The 20,333-nt window shown below is 57.7% G+C and carries 16 protein-coding genes; 10 read left to right on the forward strand and 6 right to left on the reverse strand.

Annotation, left to right across the window (positions count from 1 at the left end; translation table 11 throughout):
• Nucleotides 1-29: 29 nt before the first annotated feature.
• Both HS103_04950 and HS103_04955 read right to left on the reverse strand, forming a co-directional pair.
• Nucleotides 30-200 (reverse strand): hypothetical protein, encoded by a 171-nt coding sequence (locus tag HS103_04950; protein ID MBE7512147.1) that lies wholly within the window; start codon nucleotides 198-200, stop codon nucleotides 30-32.
• Between the two features lie 182 nt (nucleotides 201-382).
• Nucleotides 383-553 (reverse strand): hypothetical protein, encoded by a 171-nt coding sequence (locus HS103_04955; GenBank protein ID MBE7512148.1) that lies wholly within the window; start codon nucleotides 551-553, stop codon nucleotides 383-385.
• A 402-nt stretch (nucleotides 554-955) separates the two neighbouring features.
• On the opposite strand from HS103_04955, the gene HS103_04960 reads away from it, so the two are divergent.
• The gene (locus HS103_04960) at nucleotides 956-7,318 is read left to right on the forward strand and encodes an Ig-like domain-containing protein (GenBank protein ID MBE7512149.1); all 6,363 of its coding nucleotides are present in this window, start codon (nucleotides 956-958) and stop codon (nucleotides 7,316-7,318) included.
• A 343-nt stretch (nucleotides 7,319-7,661) separates the two neighbouring features.
• On the opposite strand, the gene HS103_04965 is transcribed toward HS103_04960, so the two are convergent.
• A complete protein-coding gene (locus HS103_04965) occupies nucleotides 7,662-8,603 on the reverse strand; it encodes an aldo/keto reductase family protein (GenBank protein MBE7512150.1) in 942 nt (313 codons plus the stop codon).
• A 282-nt stretch (nucleotides 8,604-8,885) separates the two neighbouring features.
• Between HS103_04965 and HS103_04970 the strand changes: the two genes are divergently transcribed.
• From HS103_04970 to HS103_04985, 4 genes are all read left to right on the forward strand, one after another.
• Nucleotides 8,886-9,236 (forward strand): YciI family protein, encoded by a 351-nt coding sequence (locus HS103_04970; protein ID MBE7512151.1) that lies wholly within the window; start codon nucleotides 8,886-8,888, stop codon nucleotides 9,234-9,236.
• 90 nt (nucleotides 9,237-9,326) lie between these two features.
• Entirely contained in the window at nucleotides 9,327-9,452 is a 126-nt protein-coding gene (locus tag HS103_04975; protein ID MBE7512152.1) for a hypothetical protein, read from the forward strand.
• 108 nt (nucleotides 9,453-9,560) lie between these two features.
• The gene (locus HS103_04980) at nucleotides 9,561-9,815 is read left to right on the forward strand and encodes a hypothetical protein (GenBank protein MBE7512153.1); all 255 of its coding nucleotides are present in this window, start codon (nucleotides 9,561-9,563) and stop codon (nucleotides 9,813-9,815) included.
• Entirely contained in the window at nucleotides 9,812-10,453 is a 642-nt protein-coding gene (locus HS103_04985) for a CoA pyrophosphatase (GenBank protein ID MBE7512154.1), read from the forward strand. Before HS103_04980 ends, HS103_04985 begins: the two co-directional genes overlap by 4 nt.
• Before the next feature lie 10 nt (nucleotides 10,454-10,463).
• On the opposite strand, the gene HS103_04990 is transcribed toward HS103_04985, so the two are convergent.
• From HS103_04990 to benE, 3 genes are all read right to left on the reverse strand, one after another.
• Complete coding sequence (locus HS103_04990; protein ID MBE7512155.1) at nucleotides 10,464-10,835, reverse strand: response regulator; 372 nt, start codon at nucleotides 10,833-10,835, stop codon at nucleotides 10,464-10,466.
• Nucleotides 10,836-10,917: 82 nt separating this feature from the next.
• The gene (locus HS103_04995) at nucleotides 10,918-13,398 is read right to left on the reverse strand and encodes a glycoside hydrolase family 31 protein (protein MBE7512156.1); all 2,481 of its coding nucleotides are present in this window, start codon (nucleotides 13,396-13,398) and stop codon (nucleotides 10,918-10,920) included.
• 19 nt (nucleotides 13,399-13,417) lie between these two features.
• Entirely contained in the window at nucleotides 13,418-14,644 is a 1,227-nt protein-coding gene (benE, locus tag HS103_05000) for a benzoate/H(+) symporter BenE family transporter (protein MBE7512157.1), read from the reverse strand.
• A 134-nt stretch (nucleotides 14,645-14,778) separates the two neighbouring features.
• On the opposite strand from benE, the gene HS103_05005 reads away from it, so the two are divergent.
• The 5 genes from HS103_05005 (at nucleotide 14,779) to HS103_05025 (ending at nucleotide 20,281) form a co-directional block, all read left to right on the forward strand.
• On the forward strand, nucleotides 14,779-15,645 hold the full coding sequence (locus HS103_05005) for a HAMP domain-containing histidine kinase (protein ID MBE7512158.1): 867 nt from the start codon (nucleotides 14,779-14,781) through the stop codon (nucleotides 15,643-15,645).
• A gap of 2 nt (nucleotides 15,646-15,647) precedes the next feature.
• Entirely contained in the window at nucleotides 15,648-16,397 is a 750-nt protein-coding gene (locus tag HS103_05010) for an alpha/beta hydrolase (GenBank protein ID MBE7512159.1), read from the forward strand.
• A gap of 115 nt (nucleotides 16,398-16,512) precedes the next feature.
• A complete protein-coding gene (locus HS103_05015) occupies nucleotides 16,513-16,893 on the forward strand; it encodes a response regulator (GenBank protein ID MBE7512160.1) in 381 nt (126 codons plus the stop codon).
• Nucleotides 16,890-18,554, forward strand: coding sequence for a GAF domain-containing protein (locus HS103_05020; GenBank protein MBE7512161.1), 1,665 nt, complete (start codon nucleotides 16,890-16,892; stop codon nucleotides 18,552-18,554). Before HS103_05015 ends, HS103_05020 begins: the two co-directional genes overlap by 4 nt.
• Nucleotides 18,551-20,281 carry a GAF domain-containing protein gene (locus tag HS103_05025; protein MBE7512162.1) on the forward strand — a complete coding sequence of 577 codons (1,731 nt, stop codon included), beginning with the start codon at nucleotides 18,551-18,553 and terminating at the stop codon, nucleotides 20,279-20,281. Before HS103_05020 ends, HS103_05025 begins: the two co-directional genes overlap by 4 nt.
• The last annotated feature ends 52 nt before the right edge of the window (nucleotides 20,282-20,333 follow it).

Here is a 20,333-nt window from a genome sequence, read left to right on the forward strand (position 1 = left end):
GTGCGGCGTCCAGCCATGATCGCCCGCCGCTAAAGCAGCGGGCTGAGGCTGACCACCCCTACGGGGCTTGAAGGCAAATGCGGCACGGTGCATTCCGTGTTAAGCCCCAACGGGGTGATCATGCCTAGCGCGGGTGTTTTAACCCCGCGCCATGTGTTTCCCCGCGCCCGCCCCCCGCGCCCCGTGCGGCGTCCAGCCATGATCGCCCGCCGCTAAAGCAGCGGGCTGAGGCTGACCACCCCTACGGGGCTTGAAGGCAAATGCGGCACGGTGCATTCCGTTTTAAGCCCCAGTGGGGTGATCATGCCTAGCGCGGGCGTTTTAACCCCGCGCTAGGTGTTTCCCCGCCTCCCGTGCGGCGTCCAGCCATGATCGCCCGCCGCTAAAGCAGCGGGCTGAGGGTGACCACCCCTACGGGGCTTGAAGGCAAATGCCGCACGGTGTATTCCGTCTTAAGCCCCAACGGGGTGATTATTCCTAGCGCGGGCGTTTTAACCCCGCCATGTGTTTCCCCGCCTCCCTGCCTCCCGCCCTCCGCGCCCCGTCCAGCCATGATCGCCCGCCGCTAAAGCAGCGGGCTGAGGGTGACCACCCCTACGGGGCTTGAAGGCAAAGGCGCATCCTGTATTCTGGTTTAAGCCCCAACGGGGTGATTAGTCCTAGCGCGGGCGTTTTAACCCCGCGCCCCCCTACGGGGCTTGAAGGCAAAGGCGCATCCTGTATTCTGGTTTAAGCCCCAACGGGGTGATTATTCCTAGCGCGGGCGTTTTAACCCCGCGCCATGTGTTTCCCCGCCTCCCTGCCTCCCCCCCGCACCCACATCACCTTATCATCGTTCACTTCCCCATTGATCAGCGGCGAACACCCGTAGGGTGATCACTGGGGATCAATCGGTTGCGCGGACTCGCACCTCTCTTATACTCATGCTTAGGTATGTATGGGAGGAAGTTTCTTTATGAGTCGTCTACGTTTTGCGCGTCGCCGCGACACCTTACTATCCCTTTGGATAGGGAGTTTTGTCCTCTTTTTAGCGATCATCGCTCCTGTCCTCCACGTCCGCAGTGCCGCTGATGACATTGCCCCAGAGGTTGTGGAAACCGACCCCTTCCGAGGGACGGAAATCACCCTAGATAACCCACTGACCCTTTATTTCAACGTCCCGATGGATCGCCAGAGTACAGAGGCGGCATTCGCCACCCGTCCGACGATTCCCGGACGCTTTTCGTGGGCGGACGATCTGACGCTCACCTTCACCCCCACCGCCGCGTTGGAACGTGCCGCAGAGTACGTGTTCACGCTGAGCGAAGGGGCGAAAAGCACGGCGGGCGTGCCGCTGAAACAGCCGTTCCGCCTTGCCTTGCAGACCGTTGGCTACCTTGAGGTCGTGCGTTTGATTCCCGCTGATGGGACGACGGACGTAGAAACTGTGCCAACGATCACGGTTATTTTCAACCGTCCCGTTGTGCCACTGCTGCCCATTGCCGAGATGCGAGCGCTCCCCTCGCCCATCGTCGTTGAGCCGGCTGTGACCGGAACGGGCGAATGGATCAGCACCTCGATCTACACCTTTAAGCCCGATGGCTTGAAGGGCGGCAGCGCCTTCACCGTGCGCGTGCCAAAGGGCTTAAAAGATGTCACTGGCAGTGAACTGACCGACGATGTGGTTGCCAAGTTCACCACACTTCGTCCGGCGATCATTCAGGTTTATCCAAGTGATAAAAATAGCAGGCTTTCGCGCAAACCGGTGATCAGCCTCACCTTTAGCCAGCCAATGGATCGCAGCAGCACAGAGAACGCCTTCCAACTGCTCTCTGATAAAAGCGGGGCGCTCATTGCGGGCAAGATCACGTGGAATGACCGCAACACACGGCTGACGTTTGAGCCGGACGAGCTGCTTGATTACGCCTCCACCTATTTTTTCACGGTTGCCACCAGCGCCCGCAGCGCCACCGGCGCCCCGCTGAACATGGCGACGGATTTCCGCTCCAGATTTACCACGTTGGAACTGCCTGAATTACGCAGCGTCTACCCCAGAGAGGGCATGAACAATGTGCAGGCGTCGGGCGCCTCCTTTGAGTTCTCTGTGCCAATAAACTTCAAGGATTTTGACAAACGGATCACTGTCTCCCCCGAGCCCAAGCTCCGTTTTGAGAACTACTCCTACGATTACGAATACAACTTTTCCTTCAGCCACGAGCCGGCAACGACCTACACCGTCACCCTTGATCCGGCAGGCTTGGTCGATGTCTACGGCACGCAAGTGACTATCCCCGCCTCGGATCGCTACCGCATCGAAAACGGGAAGGTCGTCTTTACGTGGTCAACGGGGAACTACCCCTCCGAGGCATCCCTGAAAACGGGAACGGATGTTGGCTTGTACAGCGCCTATGCCGCCACCACCCGCCTGTTCTCCACCCATCGCAACATTGAGCAGATCAACCTCGCCCTTTACGAACTGCCCTTAGAAGAACTGCTTAAGACGGCGGAGCGCTATTGGTACACCCCCGACCTGAGCAAAACCACGAAACTGCGCTCATGGACGGTGAAGGTTGAAAACCCGGCGAATGTCCTGCGCTATGACATGCTGACGATCAGCGATCAGGGCGAGAGCTACCCGCCAGCCCCCATCACCTGTGAGGGGGCGCCGCCCTCCCGCTTGCGTCCGGGGATGTTCGCCTTTGTTCTGCCCGATGATCCAACGCCGCTGAACGTCCGCAAGGATGCCCGAACGGACGCCGAAAAAATTACCCAACTGCCGGTGAACACCCAATTCATGATTCAAGATGGTCCCGTCTGCCGCAGTGGGATTGTCTGGTGGAACATCCAAGCCACTCCCGATAAATCGATTCGCGGGTGGGTGGCAGAAGGCGTGGGGACGAAATACTTCATCGGGGAACGCGGCGCGTCAGGCGTTGTAGACCCCACGTATATCCAAAAGTATGACGAGGCAAGCCCTGCCAAGCCCGCCCTCCCCCCCGGTGCGTATTACCTCACCTTCAATTCGCCGGAAATCCCCTACGGCAGTGGGCTGCGCCATGTCATGTTCGTGGCAAAGAGCAACCTCACCCTGAAGCTGACCCCCTATGGCGTCATGGCGTGGGTGACCGATTTGCAAAGCGGGCAGCCCGTGCCGAATCAGTCGGTCACGTTCTACAACGTAGAGCGCACAGACGGCGCAAACAACGACACCCGCTACAACGTGATCACGCTTGGGGAGGCAATGAGCGATGCCGATGGCATTGCTTACTTCGCCTTCCCAAAGCCGCTCGACAACCTTTACACGGGGCTGGTCGCCGCTGTGGGGGAGAAGAGTCACTTTGGCATTGGCTCGTTGAATTGGGATGGTGGAATCGCCTCGTGGGATTTTGAGCAGCCCTCGAATTACTATCCCTCGAATGTCTCCATGTACATCTACAGTGATCGTTCGCTCTACCGTCCGGGGCAGCCCATTTACTTCCGAGGTGTGCTGCGTGACCGCAAAGACATCACCTACACGATCAGTCCGGTGAAAACCGTCTGGGTGCAGGTTGTTGATGGACGGCAGCAGGTGATCTATGAAAAGGAACTGCCTGTCACCGATTTTGGCACGTTTGCCGATCACGCCGATGTTGCCGTCGATGCGCCACTGGGCTACTACCAAGTCCTTGTCCGGCTAGGGCAGAAGGGCGACGCAGACAAATACAGCGGACCCGTCTTCTCGCGGGGGGTCAATATCGCTGAGTACCGCGTGCCAGAATACCAAGTGACCCTCACCCCGGAGCAGGTTCAGCTTGTTCAGGGCGATACGATCCGCGTCACTGTCGAAAGCACCTACTTCTTTGGCGGGGCGTTGAGCAACGCCACTGTTGAATGGTCTGCCTTCAGCGACGATTACTACTTCTCCTACAAAGGCAAGGGGCGCTACAACTTCATCGACTACAACGAAGATGAAGGCTACAGCGAAACCTACCGCCCCTATGGGGAAGAAATTGCCACTGGCTCAGGGACAACCGACGGGCAAGGGAAATTCGTCATCGAACTCCCCGCCAGTTTGGGGAAGGCAGCGCAAAGCCAATCGATTGCCATTGAAGCGCGGGTGCGCGACGAGAGCGACCAAATCATCGCCGGACGCGCTACCGTGATCGTCAATCAGGGCGAGTTTTACATTGGCGCAGCGCCGGAAGAATACATCGGCACGGCGGGCAAACCCCAACAGGTGAACCTGATCACCGTCACCAGCGAGAGCGCCCCGCAGCCAAACACCCCCCTTGCCGTGACCGTTGTCGAACGGCGCTGGCGCAGTGTGCAGACTGTTGAACCCGCCACCGGACGCACTGTATGGAACTACGACGTGGAAGAAAAGCCCGTCACCGATGGGGAGGTGACCACCGACGCCGACGGGAAAGGGACGTTCACCTTTACGCCGGAGGCGGGCGGCATCTACAAAGTCTATGTCACCAGCCGCGACTCGCGCGGGAACGCGATCAAGACCTCCACCTTCCTATGGGTGGCGGGTCCGAACTACGTCCCCTGGCGGCAGCAGAACAGCAACCGCATCGATCTGAAGATTGACCGCGACAACTACGCCGTTGGCGATACGGCAAACATCCTGATCGCCAGCCCCTTCCAAGGGGAGACGACAGCGCTGATCACCGTTGAGCGTGGCGACATCATCAAACGGGAAGTCCTCCGCCTCCCAAACAACAGCTACGTCTACCAACTGCCGATCACGGCTGACCTTGCCCCGAACGCCTTCGTCTCCGTCGTGATTATGAAGGGTGTGGACGAGACAAACCCCGTCCCTGCCTTCCGCGTCGGGCTGATCGGACTAGGCGTTGAGGTGGAGCGGCTGAAACTGAACATCACAGCGACCCCCGATAAAACGCGGACGGGTCCGGGCGAAACAGTCACCTACACCCTGAAAGTGACCGATTACAAGGGCGAGCCAGTCCAAGCCGAAGTGGGCGTCGGGCTGACCGATCTTGCTGTTCTCTCGCTGCTGCCCGATACCAGCACGCCGATCTTGGATTTCTTCTATCGGCAGCAGGGCTTGAGCATCCGCACGAGCGCCTCGCTCACGGTGAGCGTTGACCAGCAGACGCAGGAAATCTTGAACACAGTGAAAGGCGGCGGCGGCGGCGGACCGGAGGGCGGCATTTTCCAAGTGCGCCAGAAGTTTATCGACACCCCGTTGTGGCAGCCGAGCGTCGTCACCAATGAACAGGGCGAGGCGACGGTTGCCGTGACGCTGCCTGACCAACTGACGACATGGCGCTTGGACGCCCGCGCCGTGACGCTCCCCATTGGCGAGACGAAAAACACCCTTGTTGGGCAGAACACGGTGGATATCCTCAGCACGAAACCGCTGCTCATCCGTCCGGTGACGCCGCGCTTCTTTGTGGAGGGCGATAAGACGACGTTGGTGGCGGTGGTGAATAACAATTCCGGCGCGGCGCAAGAGGTCAAGGTGCATATCGACTTGACCGGCGCAGCGGCGCTGGAAGGCACAGAGCGCGTCTTGAGCATTCCCGATGGGGATCGCGGACGCTTTGAATTCCCCATTGAGGTTGGTACGGGCGAGGCGGTGGGCGTCACCTTCTTCGCCAGCAGCGCCGATGGCGCGTTCACCGATGCGGCAAAGAGCGCCGTTGGGCAGGGCGAGGAAAAGACGCTCCCCATCAAGCGCTATGAAGTGCCGGAAACAGTTGGCACGGGTGGGGCGCTCAGCACGAATGACCTCGCGATTGTGGAAGGAATCATGCTCCCCCGCCGTTACGAGGTGAAGGAAGGGCGCTTGGACATCCGGCTGGATCGTTCGTTGGCGGCAAGCACACTGGACGCGCTGGAGGCGCTGCGCTACTTCCCCTACTACTGCACAGAGCAGACGATCAGCCGCTTCTTGCCCAACCTTGCCACCTATGGTGCGTTCACCAAACTGGGCGTGAACGATCCGGTTTTGAAACGCCAAGTGGAAGAGGCGCTCAGCGCCGCGCTCCAACGGCTCTACAACGATCAAAAATCGGATGGCGGGTGGGGCTGGTTCAAGCGCGATGAGAGCAACCCGCTGGTCACCGCCTATGCCCTGATCGGCTTGGTCGAGGCGCGCTCACAAGGATTCACCGTAGAAGATAAGGTGATCAGCCGCGCTGCGGGCAGGCTGCAAAGCGACCTCGCCCGGATGAACGTTGGACGGCTGACCCCACGCTGGCAGTTGAACCGTCAGGCGTTCATGCTCTACGCGCTGGCGATGGCAGATGTGGGCAGTTTCAGCCGCTCGTTGGCAATCTACGAGGTGCGCGAATCGCTTGACCTTTACGCACGGGCGTATCTGGCGATGGCGTTCCACAAGATGGACCCGGCAAATAAGACCTACACCGATACCCTGATCAGCGATTTGATCAATCGGGCGTCGATCTCGGCGACGGGAGTCTCGTGGACGGAAGATGGCAGCGACTATATCAACTGGAACACGAATACGCGCTCCACAGCGCTGGCGCTGAAGGCGCTGCTCCAGATCGATCCCGCTAACCCATTGATCCCCAACGCCGTCCGTTGGTTGATGATCGCCCGCCAAGCCGATATGTGGGAAACCACCCAAGAGACGGCGTGGTCGGTCATGGCGCTGGTGGACTACATGCAGTACACGGGCGAACTGAACGGGAACTACACCTTTGGTGTCACGCTGAACAACACGGCGCTGGCGGACACAGAGACGACAACCCCCGCGAACATTCGCCAATCGGTGAAACTCTCGGTGGATGTTGCCGACCTCTTGAAGGGCGAGGTGAACCGCCTGCGTTTCAACCGTACCGCTGGCGAGGGGATGCTCTATTACACGGCGCACATGCGGGTGAACCTGCCGGTGGAACTGGTCGAAGCTGAATCGCGGGGGATCACGGTGGAGCGGCAGTACACGATTGTCGGCGGCGATGGGACACCCGTCACTGAAGCAAAGGTGGGCGATACCATCCGCGTCACGCTGACGATCATCCTTCCAAGCGATCAACACTACATCGTCATCAACGACCCAATCCCCGCCGGAACAGAGGCGATCAACCCCAACCTTGCCACCAGCACAGTGGGCGAGCCGCCCAATCTGCGCTTGGATAACCCCTTCCGCGATGGGTGGGGCTGGTGGTGGTTTAGCGAGACCGAACTGCGCGATGACCGCACCGTTCTGTATGCGACATACCTTCCCAAAGGGACGTACAAATACACCTACACCGTGCGGGCGGGCATGGCGGGGACGTTCAAGGTGATCCCCACGACGGGCGAGGCGTTCTATACCCCAGAGGTGTACGGGCGCAGCAGCGGATCGCTGTTCACCATCAAACCGTAATCTATCCTATCGGGGCGACCCTGTGTGGTTGCCGTGCGTGAACACCCGCCGCTAGAGCAGCGGGCTAGGAGCAACCACCCCTTCAGGGCTTGCCCCCCTAACAGAGAGAAGGAATCTCTCCCCCTTTCCCCGTAGACAGGGAAAGGGGGTAGGGGGGATAGGGGTTCTGAACCAAGCGGCGCAAGGCGTGCGCCCGCCGCTAAAGCAGCGGGCTAAGAGAACCACCCCTACGGGGCTTGAAAGACAAAAATGCCATTCATCATTCCCCCTTCTCCTTGCGAAAGACGAGGGTAGGGCATGAGGGCAGCGGGGGACGACCCTCTGGGCTTAATTCGGATAGGCGCTAAGCCAGCACCGCCTCAATGCGGGTGATCACCTCTGGAGTCAGGGTCACATTGGCGGCGGCAACGTTATCCTCCAACTGGGCAACTTTCGTTGCCCCGATGATTGCGCTGCTCACACCGGGCTGACGCAATATCCACGCCAATGCCAACTGCGAACGGGTGATCCCCAAGTCATCGGCAATCGGTTTCAACGCCTTCACCTTGTTTACATTCGTCTCGGTCAGGAAGCGTTCTCTCACCCACCCCTCGCGGGCAAAACGCGAATCTTCGGGCAAGCCGCTGTCATACTTCCCTGTCAATAAGCCCTGGGCAAGGGGCGAAAAGACCACTAAACCCATACCATTCGGCTCGGCGACGGGCAGCACATCCTTTTCAACAGCATCGCGCCAGACCATCGAATACTGCGGTTGATCGGTTTGGGGCGGGTAATACCCACCCTTTGCACAGATATCCAGCGCTTCCCGAATCTGCGCCCCCGACCAGACCGATGTTCCCCAGTATAAAACCTTCCCCATCCGCACCAAATCATCCATCGCACGGATCGTCTCAATCATGGGCGTGTCCGGGTCGGGACGGTGGCAAAAGTAAATATCCACATAGTCTGTCCCAAGCCGTTGCAGGCTTTTATCGATGCTCTCAAAGATGTGCTTGCGTGACAAGCCTTGATCATTCACATCGTCGGACATGGGCCAAAAGACCTTTGTAGCAATGACAAGAGTGTGTCGGGGGTATTTCTTCAGCACCGCACCCATCTGTTTTTCTGCCTCGCCGCGCCCGTAAACATCGGCAAGATCGAAGTAATTGATCCCGTTGGCATAGGCGGCTTCAACCACCTCTTTGGCAGTGTCCTCAGCAACCTTCCCCTCACCATAATTGATCCATCCCCCAAAGGAAATGGCGCTGACTTTCATTCCGGCATGTCCTAGCCGTCGATACTGCATAATCCTGTTCTCCTGGGTGAATCTAGTTATGAGACGAATGTGCCTCATTGCTCTATGCCTTAAAAGACACAAGGCGAGGCAGCAGCGGATGAGCGCAAATCGATAACGCCTATAATCATAGTCAGAGATGACTGAGTTTGCCCAAAAAATGAGAGGAAGATGAGTGAGATAAGACCTATGTCATGGTGGGAAGGTCGCCCGCGACGTATGTATAGAAACGGCAGCACCTTGCCGTTTTCATCAGCATAAAGCCCAATCAAAGGCAGTGAGGAACATCCGACCATGAAGTACATTTTCTTGCGCTACGAAAAAGAAGCCAGCCGTCAGGCGTGGACTCCTGAGGATTTCCAAAAGGAAATGAGCGACTACAAGGTTTTTGGGGCAGAGCTACAGTCTCGGAATCTAATGATCGGAGGCGAGGCGCTCCATGATACGAATACGGCAACGACAGCACGCTTCCGCGAGAGGAAAACGCTCACGACGGATGGTCTTTTTGCCGAGACTCATGAGCAGCTAGGCGGATTCTATATCGTGGATGGCAAAGACCTTGACGAGGCAAGCGAACTGGCGGCAAAGATTCCCGGCGCAGCCGAGGGCTGTGTTGAAATCCGTCCGTTGGTTGTCTTTGAGTAATCAGAGGGGTCATGACCGAGACGGCGGCGGTTATTGAGCGCATCGTTCAAGACGAATACGGGCGTATCCTTACGGCGGTGATCAGCCCGCATCGGGGACATTGCCACGGCTGAAGATACCCTTCAAGAAGCGCTGATCGAGGCGCTGGAGCGGTGGGAGGTGGTGGGTATCCCCCGCAGCCCCGCCGCATGGCTGACAACGACAGCAGAGGGGTGAGGCGGGCATCCCAGGATTGGTTCTTTGAAAGACGCCCCCCTTGTCAACAAAACACCTTCGCTGTACAGTAGGGCAGAATCCTACGGTCTGATCAAAACCAGAGGCATCATGAGCGACGATCCAAAACCGGCAATGACACCCCCCGCCGATAACGGTGGGAGCGCCCAAGAAAATGCAGTAAACCGCCTGAGTGGGGAAGCCGCCCCTGACCTCTCGCCAGAGGAATTTGCCCGCTTGCAGCGGCGGGGCGAGACGATTGACATTGACTCGCGGGGGCGTGTGCGTGTGGATCGCTTGGCGGAAGATAACCCGGGCGTTTCCCTTCGTAAACGACGGGCATGGTATAGCCCAATCACCCTATGACAAGCACCATCCCTCCGATCACATTGGATGTTTTGCGGGCAGCCCTGGCGCTCCCCAACTTCGACGTGATCGCCGCACGGATGCGGATGGCGCCTTCCGTGCGCCCTTTTCAGCGGTTGGAGCGCGAGGGGAAGGCGAAACAATCCGCCGTCCTCATGCTCACTTACCCCCACCCGCCCTCGCCCGATTTGCATCTTGTTCTCATCCAGCGTGCCGAAGGGCATGGGGCGCATAGTGGGCAGATCAGCTTTCCCGGTGGGCGTCAAGAGGCGGGCGAAACGCCTATCGAAACGGCGCTCCGCGAAACAGATGAGGAAGTGGGCGCAAACGGGGCAGATATCTTAGGGCAATTTGAATCGCTCTATGTGCCGCCCAGCGATTTTGAGATTCACCCTGTCATTGGCTACACCCCCCTGCGCCCTGAGTGGAAGCCTCATGCAGCGGAAGTCGCCGCCATCCTTGAAGCGCCGCTCTCCGTGCTGCTGGATGATTCGCTCAAGGGGCATGAGCCGTTTGTGCGGGGTGAGATCACCTTTGAGAAGCACTACTACCTCATCTGCGGGCAGCAGGTCTGGGGGGCAACAGCGATTTTGCTCTCCGAACTGGAGAGGCGGCTGCGGGCGGTCTTAGCCGAGTAACGTTCACCGCTCAGGCGGGTTTCGGCGTCTCCAACATGGTGCGGATACGTTCGCTCAGTTCGTCAATGCGGATCGGTTTTGCCATCCACGAATCCGCCCCGACACTTTTCGCTATGGCTGCCACATCGGCATGAGCCGAGACAACTAATACCGGTATTTTCTGAAGTTCGGGCGTCCCCCGCATAAAGCGCAAGGTGGTATCCCCAGAGGCGTTGGGCATCATCAAATCCATGATGATCAGATCGGGCAAGGCACGCAGGGCAGTTTTCACCCCTTCTAAGCCATCTTCCGCCTCGATCACCTCATGCCCCAGTGAATCCAACAGATCACTAATCAACTGACGCATATCGGGGGAGTCTTCAACGATCAATATCTTTGCCATGTGGTCGCCACTCGTTTCCTACCCATTCGTAGAATACCCCAAATAGTACCATGTGGTGGGCGAAAGGCAACCTCGCCCCGCCTTAGCCATCCTTCAGAGGGTTGCGCGTAAGCGTTAGATCGCTTGTTGGTTCAGACTGCCCAACGATTTTCGCTGTCTCAAAGGGACGGTTGGCGGTGAACTCGACCACACCATTTTCGTGATACCACAGAGGCGCTTTGCGATCATCAATCAGCACCTCTGTCGGCTCGCTAACAACGCCATAGATGCGACAGCGGACGCGCTTGTAGCCGGGATCAAATTTTCCCGCTTGCCGCCAACTGAGCATCAAGCCACCATCGCTCGTCGCCTTGCAGGTGAAATAGAGCCAGCGGTAAACCCCTTTCTGATAGTCCAACCCCTCCCCGGCATCCTCATAAAGCGTGATCTCGCCATCCCCTCGGTAGGCGTTCAGCGCCAACTCGGTGATCGGCTTTTCCCCCACATATTGCTGCACCGTCCACATCGGAATGACATGCCCCGCCCGAATGAAGATGGGCAGTGTCTCCAACGAAGCGGGGATAGTGATTGTCCGTCCACCCTCATAGCCTTCCCCGCTGAAAAAGTCATACCAACGCCCTTTGGGAAGGCGCACATCCCGTTTTGTTGCCCCTTTTTCAACCACTGGGGCAACCAGTATTGACTCCCCAACCATATAGGCATCCTCAATGCCCCGCAGCGCCTCATCCGCCGGATCAGCCAGCAGCAGCGGGCGAATCATCGGTTTGCCATTCTGTGTACATTCGGCAAAGACAGAATACAGGTAAGGGAGCAGTTCATAGCGCAGTTCAATGATGCGCTTGGCAATCTGTTCTGTCTCCGCCCCAAATGCCCAGGGTTCTTGGGGGCGTGTCCCCGCCGAGGTGTGAACACGAAAGAAGGGCATCAGCGCCGCTAGTTGCAGAAAGCGGGTGAAAAGTTCCGGCTCACAATCGCCAAAAAAGCCGCCCACGTCCGGTCCCGTGAACGCCAACCCCGCCAACCCCGAATTCACCGTCATACTGATTGCCAGCTTCAGATGATCCCAATCCGAGACGTTATCGCCCGTCCAGTTGGAGGCGTAGCGCTGCGCTCCGGCGTGCGCCGCCCGAACGATATTGAACGGACGTTTATCAGGACGCGCTTTTTCCAGCGCCTCGCGGCTGGCGCGTGCCATGAGCATCCCATAGACATTGTGCATTTCAACGTGGCTTGCCCCTTGCCCTTCAAAATCGTGACGCACGGCATCGGGCATCTCTGTTTTGCTCCCTCGGTTGAAGATCACCGGTTCGTTCATATCGTTCCACACGCCCGCAATCCCCGGCTTGAGGATCGCTTCAAAGTGGGCGCGCCACCAGATTCGCGCCTTGCCGCTGGTGAAATCGGGAAAGACTGAATCCGCCGCCCAAACGGGTCCGATAAAGGGTTTGCCATTCGGATATTTGAGGTAGATATTTTCGGACAGCCCGCTTTGATAAACGCTGTAGGTGGGATCTACCTTGATTCCAGGATCGAGAATCGCCACTGTCTTAAAGCCCTGATCGGCAAGCTCCCCAATCAACACTGCCGGAGCGGGGAAATCTACCGGATTCCACGTAAAGCAGCGGTAGCCATCCATGTAATCAATATCAAGGTAGAGCGCATCACAGGGGATGTTCCGGCGGCGCAGTTCATTGGCAATTTCGCGCACCTTGTCAGCGGGGGTGTAGCTCCAACGGCTGAGGTGAAAGCCGAGCGCCCAAAGCGGCGGCATGGGCATTCGTCCGGTCAGTTCCGTGTAGCGGGCAAGGACGGCATCGGCGTCCCGCCCGACAATCTGATAATAGCGGAACTCCCCTAACTCTGAGGCAAAGACAAGTTGATCGCGCTGTGCTGCCCCCACATCAACATACCCCCGACTGGGGTTATCCCAAAACAAGCCGCTGGCAAATGAACCCTGAACACCCAAATAGAACGGAATGGTGAAATAGCTAGGGAGTTTCTTTCGCGCTGTGCCAACCGGATCGGTGTTCCAAATGGGGTAGCGCGTCCCGCGTAGATCAATCCCCACAGGCTGCGACGCCAAACCTAGACAGGCTTCCTCGACGGGAAGTGTGCGCGTCAGGGTCATTTCGCCCTCTCGCCATGCCAGCGGTTCGGCATCCGCCGCGATCACTGATCTGGCAGCGTTGAGGAAGGTCAGGCGGGCATCGGTGCGGCTCACCTGACAGATAATTTCCCCCGCCGAGAGGCTGATCGCCTCATCGGTCTCGCCAATTGTGTAGGGGGCATCGCTCCACATGACCTTTGCTACCGCGTAGGAAAAGGGGACGGGAAACTTTCCCGACGGCTGAAAGCGAACTTGGATCATGTCCGGCGTGATCACGCTCAGCCGCAGCACCCCTTGCTGGCAGGTAAGCGTGATTCCCCGTTCGCTGGCGGTGTAGCCCGTCACTTTTCCCGGTGTGCTGAACGTCCCACTTGGTGTTTGCCGTCCATAGCGCCGCTCCGCCAACCAGCGTCGAATCTGGTAGCGAAGTTTCGCCCGTTCAATGCTGCGATCCATGCCCTGTCCCCTTATTTTATCAGGTGCGTCTGCCCTGTTTTTCGTGCTTTCCCCACTGCATCACCGCATACACCAATACCCCTGCTACCAAGCCCCAAAACGGCGCGGCAATGCCCATCCATGTGAAATTAGCGGCGGTGCAGAGGAACGCCACCAGCCCTGCCTCCTGATTTGCGCTGTCTGCCATTGCTCCCGATAGTGCCGTGATCAGAACACCAACCAGTGCCAAACCAGCAATGGCGGCGATCAGTGCCGAGGGCAATCCGGCAAAGACAGCGGCAATCGTCGCCGCGAACGAGCCAATAAGCATATACCACACGCCGGAGGCAAATGCTGCGGCAAAGCGTTTCGTCGGGTCGGGGTGTGCTTCCTCTCCGGCGGCGATTGCTGCTGTGATGGCAGCAAGGGTGATGCCATGTCCACCAAAGGGGGCAGTCACCACCGAGGCAGCCCCGGTGATCGTCGTTGCCTCATCAATGTTTGTGTCGTATCCGGCGGCACGCATCACCGCCAATGCGGGCGCATTTTGTGCCGTCACCGCCAGCGCAAAGAGGGGAAGCGCCAACCCCAAGAGCGCCTCAAGGGTGAAGGTCGGTGCGGTGAGGACGGGCGTCGTCAACAGGAACGATACCCCCTCTAGGTGGATTTTCCCACCAAGCGCGGCAATCGCCAACCCCACGACGAGCGCCCCCGCTGCCGGAGCGCGAAATTTCACCCGCCGCAGGGCAAAAAAGACGAACGCCATACCAATGACAAGGATGGGTTCGGTGGGCAAGACATTGAATAAATTGACCCCAAAACGGAGCAGCACCCCTCCCAACATGCCCATCACCACAGGGCGTGGCACAAGACGCATCACCCGCCCAAACAACCCCGACACCCCTAAAAGGGTCATGGCGACGCCCGCCACAAGATATGCCCCAATTGCCTCTGAATAGGTGTAATGGGCAAGGCTGGTCACCAAGAGCGCCGCCCCGGGCGTTGACCATGCGGCAACAACAGGCTGCCGAAACCACAGCGACAAAAAGACACTGGTCACGCCTGTTCCGAAGGTCACTGCCCAAATCCATGAGGCGGTTTGGGCGGGGGGAAGGGCGGCATTGCTTGCCGCCTGAAAGACAATGGGCAGCGAGGCAGACACACCCACAAGGACAACGATCAGCCCCGTTAACCATGCCGTCACGCCCAATGCCGCTGGCAAGCCCCGTAGACCATCTCCTAAGCGTTGTCTCGGTTGGCGCAGCATGTTCAAGGTAGGGACTCTCTTTGTGGCGATAGATGGGTTTTGTCTGTGTTCATATCCGCGTTATGATAGACGAAGTTCGTAAAGTTTGCCCATCACAGCCCAATTCCATTTTTTGAGGGGTGGTAAGACACGGCATGAGCGATCAATCTCACGATGCATTAGGAAAGGCGCGGGCAATCATCGCGTCGCTGCGCGGAACAAGCGAGAATACGCCCGACCACCTAAGCGACAGCCTAACCAAGGTGGATGCCCTCCTCGCGGCGGTGGGCGATGAGCTCAACGTTTTGCGCGGCGGTCTGGATGCCTTTAAGGTCGATACGGCGAAACTGAACTCTGTTATGGTGCATGAAATTCGTAAGCCAATGACGAGCATCCGGGGTTATACCGATTTGCTCTCCAAAACGGCGGGCGAAGCGCTTAACGACATGCAAAAAGGGTTCATCGACACCATCAAGAGTAACATTATCGCCCTTGAAGGGTTGGTGACGAACATCAGTGATTTTGGCAAGCTCAAAAATGGTGTCCTCAAGCTCAGCCCAAAGCCGACGCCCTTCCTCATGGTGTCCATGGATATCAAAAAGGGGGCGGGGGCGCTTGCCGATCAATTTGGGCATACGCTGACCGTCGAATCCGGACCAGACCTGCCCGAATTAGCGCTTGATACCATGTGGCTTTCCAAAGCCATTCTGCACCTTGTTCGCAATGCCGCCATGTATACCCCCAAAGGCGGGCAGATTAAAATCACCTTTATGCCCACTGAAAGCGGTGGAATCACGATTAGCGTGATCGACAGCGGCATTGGGATGAAACCTGAGGACAGCGCCCGCATGGGAGAGCCATTCTTCCGTGCCGATCACTCCTTAGTCACCTCCCAAAAGGGATATGGCTTGAGTATTCCGGTGGTTTGTGGTCTGCTAGCGCTGATGGGCAGTACCCTTGAGGTGGACTCCACCCTTGAGGCGGGCAGCACCTTCCGCTTTACTCTCCATAACCCTGCCTAACCATGCCCAAAATTGACCTAAGCGGGCAAACGATTTACTATGACTCCCTCGGCAAGCCCGATAACCCGCCACTCTTGCTGATGCACGGGTGGTTGGAAGTTGGGCGTGATCACCTTGCCCTTGCTAACGAACTGGCGGCGGGCGGCTACCGTGTGATTGTCCCTGATCTCCCGGGGTATGGACGCAGCACGCCGCCGGAGCGCACCTACCCGACAGACTTTTACCAGCGCGATGCCCGTCTGATGGGTCAGTTTCTAGATGCCCTCGCTATCGAGAAAGCGCATGTGATGGGCTTTAGCGATGGCGGTGAGATTGCTCTGCTGATCGGGATCACCCGCCCAGAACGCTGCCGATCTGTCGTTGCGTGGGGGGCAACCGGCTATTATGCCCCTGATTTGGGAGCATGGGTGCGCGATGCTATGCCTCGTCTAATCCCCCAAGCTAGCCACCGCGCCCGCCACCCAGGACAGACCATTGATGGCTGGCAAGCGGCGTGGATTGAGGCGTTCACGGCAATTGTCGCAGCAGGAGGCGATCTCAGCCTGAGCCATGCCGAGGATATAACCTGTCCCCTCTTGATCATGGTGGGGGAACACGATAGGTTAAACCCCGCTGCCGATGTCCAGCGCTTTGCCGAACGTGCTGGGGAACGGGCGCAGTTTGTCTTTTTCCCTACTGTGGGTCATGCCATTCACATCGAATCCCCCCAAGAATTCCTGAAAACCGTCCTCACCTTTTTGAAGCCTCTCTAGAACAAAATCAATCCATTCCATTCCAAAAGTATCCCTTCCTAGAAAGATCAAGGCGTCACACGCTATAATCACTTTATCGTGCCTTATCGCTGATAAGTGGTAACAGGTTATCATCATGCCGCGAGTTCTCTACATCGAAGACCGCCCCGATAACCGCAGCCTTGTGAAGCGCGTCCTGATGGCTGAGGATATTGATATGCTAGAGGCGACCAACGCACCCGACGGAATCGCCCTTGCCCTCCGCGAAATGCCCGATTTGATTCTTATGGACATTAACATGCCTGGGATGGATGGCTACACAGCCACCGCCGAGATTCGCAGCTATGAGGAACTGACCGAAATTCCCATCGTCGCCCTCACTGCGAATGTCATGAAGGGGGATCGGGAGAAATCGTTGGATGCTGGCTGCGATGGGTATATTCCTAAACCCATTGATGTGGATCGTTTTCCCGGCGAGATTTTAAATTATATTCGTAAAGGGCGTTTAAAATCATGAGCGACACCCGCGATCTGCTAGACGATTTAACCACGTTGGCGCTCCAACTGAACCGCCAAGCCTTTGCTCAGCCCCCTGTGGAAGGCTGGTTGAATTCCTTTTTGGCAATGCTGTGCGAACGCTTGCGCACGTTGGCGGTACGCGGTGTGCAGGTTGTGCAAGTTATTGGCAACGCCATGCTCTCCGTTGCCGTTGCGGGGAATGTCCCCGCCGAAGCTGGCGAGCAAAGCATGATCGATGAATCTTCCCCGATCATGCCCGTTCTCAGAAACCGTCAGATTGGGACGATGCCTAATGCCCGCATTTACCCCATCCTTGTTGGCAATGATCCACTCGGCGCCATTGTCGTGTACCTCAACCCCGATGCCGATCCCGTGACGCTGGATCGTGCCTTTACCCTCATTGGTGTTCAGCTTGGACCCGCCCTTCTCGGTCACCTCAAAATGCCCGGACCGCGTACTGGACGACTCATGCGCCAAATTGAGATGATGCGTTCGCTGTATGAAATCACCCGTAATTTCAGCAGCGCCCTCGATAGCCCTGAAATTTTGAATCGGGCAGCTAAAAGCCTTGTCGAAACGCTCAAGATTGATCACGTTGGCATTGTCGCCTATAACTATGGGGAGACGATGGGGCAGGTGATTGCCGAATTTCCCGACAATGCCATTGTGGGTACGCGCATTCAGGGCAGCCACCCCATTCACGAACGCTTGGTTGCCACCCGCGCTCCCGTGATCATTCCCAATGTGGATACCGCCACCGATTTGGGCGCAGAGCAGATGCTCTTGCAACAGTTGGGGATCAAATCCATCGCGGTGATTCCGATGGTTGTCCAAAATGAGGTGATCGGCAGTGTGGGGCTGGATTCCTACTACGAATATCACGAATTCACCCCAGAGGAAATCGAAGCGGCTGCCGCTGTCACCTCGCAATTGGCAATCACCGCCCATAACGCCCACCTTTACGAAGAACTGAAGCGGCGGGCGCACCAGTTGGAGCGGATTACCGAACTGGGACGGCAAGTGACCAGCACCTTTGACCAAGCACGCATTTTCCAGATTGCCAAAGAAGAAACACTCCGCCTGACTGATGCCGATATGGTTGTTGTGGCGCTTCGCAACCCCGATAGCCCCGTCCTCACTGTCCACCTGCTGCTGGATAGCGGACCCGTGACGGCAGATTTTCCCAATGATCGGGCGGCGCTCCGCTTTGTCTTTAGCACCGCCGAACCTTTCGTCATTGACGACATCAGCGGCTCGGACGACGCCGATTACCGCATGTTTTCCGGCGCAGGGATGCGGGCGCTGGCAACCGTCCCTCTCATCGCCGGGGGGCGCGTCGTCGGCGCGTTCGGCATCCTCCACCGCGAACCCGGACATTACATCGCCATTGATCTAGCGGTTTTGGAGCAAGTGGGAAACCAGCTTGCTATCGCCCTTGAAAACGCCCGCATGTACGCCCAAACCTCCCAACGGGCGGAGACCGAACGTCTCATGAACCGCCTCAGCAGCGGCTTTCAAAATCGGGGCGACCTGAATACGATCTTGTTGAACACCGTCCAAGAGATTGCCGAGGCGCTGAATGCGCGGCGGGCGCGTGTTCGGTTGGAACTACCAACCTCACCAGGGAGTGATCCGCTGCGCGATGGGGGACTTAAATGAGCGCACCGTCTACCACACAAACACAAACTGCATCCGCCGTTACTGCATGGGCGGCGTTTCTGCGGCGTATCTTCCCCCTAACGCACTACACCACCCCGCTTGGGAGGCGTCGGGCGACAGGGACATACCTGATCGCTGGTATATTGTTCCTCACCCTGATTCTTGCTGCGGCGATTGCTTTCTTGCTGCATTTGCAAGAAGGCACACTCCTCAGCGCATCAGGGACGATAGTACGCGGGCTGCTCCTCTTAGGGGCAGCAACCAGCGGAGTGATCCTCACCTCACGCGGGCAGCAAGCATGGGGAGCGCTCACTCTCCTTTTGGCATGGCTCGTCCTCCTTTTACCGTCTATGATGTTGGGGCAGTTTAGTGTGACGCTTGGCTTTGCCGCCATGCTCGTCGGCATCTCTTTTGCTGCGCTGCTCATCAGCGAAAGCGCTGTCTATTTCAGCGCGGTCTATACTTTTGCCGCAGTTTTTCTGACCATCCTTTCGGCTGGTGCGCCACCTACCTTTACAACCCTGACCCAACCCTTCGCGCTCCTTTATGTGGTTGTTCCCATCCTAGCTCTTCATGGCGGGATCAACGCTGTGATCGCCCGCAGTCTGGCAACCATTAGCATAGAAACAAAAGCACAGGTGGAACAGCACCACGTGCGCCTTTCTGCCGCAAGCGGGGCGTTGGCGCAGCAGCTTCTTGCCGCTCGCTTGGATTTAGGGGCGCTTCTGGAACGCACGGTAAAACTCGTTCGGGAATCTTTTGCGGATGTTTCCGAAGCGCAGCTTTTTTTAGTTGATAAAGATCGGCGTAACGCGACACTGGTTGCCACCACAAGCACCTTTGGACGGGCGGGCTTGGGGCAAAAAGTGGGCGTGGGGAGCTTGAATGTCGTTGGGCGCGTGACGATCAGCGGGCAATCCGTCCTCGTCCGCGATAGTGTTGATGAACAGGCGTACCGGCGTTCCGGCTTGTTGGAGGGGTCGCGGGCAGGGTTGGTGCTTCCCTTGCGCGTTGGCAGTGATACCATCGGGGCGCTTGATTTGCAAAGCACCTCCCCCACCGCCTTTGCCAACGAGGATGTTGAACTCCTTGAAACCCTTGCCGCGCAGATCGCCGTTGCCATTGATAACGCGCTCCTGTTTGCCGATGCCCATGAAAAGGCAGCCGAAAACCAACGCCTTTACGAACAGGCGAATACCAGCCTTCAGACCATTGAGCGGCTGAATCAGGAATTGATGGGTGGCGCATGGACGGAATACTTGCGCGGGATTACCACCCTCCCCGCCTTTACCATCGATCCGAAATCGGGGCGGGTGGAAGATGCGGCAGAGCGTACCCCCACCATGATTGAGGCGGGGCGGCGCAACCAAGTGATCATTCGCCCCGGTCAATCCGCCAAGACAATCACCCTTCCGATCAACGTTCGGGGGCAAGTGATCGGCACGATGGAATTTGAACTTGCACCCGATTACAATGTATCCAGCGAACAAATGACCCTCCTCAAACAAGTTGTGGAGCGGCTCGGCTTAGCAGCGGAAAATATGCGTTTGTTGGAAGAAGCTCAGCGTATTGCCCAGCGTGAGGCAACGGTGAATGAAATTACCGCCCGGATGCAGGCAGCAACGAATGTTGAGGCAGTGGTGGCAACCGCCGCCCAAAGCCTTGCCGATGCCTTTCAAGCGCCCCGTGTGGCAATCCGCCTTGGCGCACCGGTAAAAAAGACCTAAATTCGTCTTTCTAGAGGTTTTCTAGGGATGCTCTCTAGGGCGTCCGCCAGCA

This window comes from Anaerolineales bacterium, from assembly GCA_015075625.1.
Lineage (GTDB): Bacteria > Chloroflexota > Anaerolineae > Aggregatilineales > UBA2796 > UBA2796.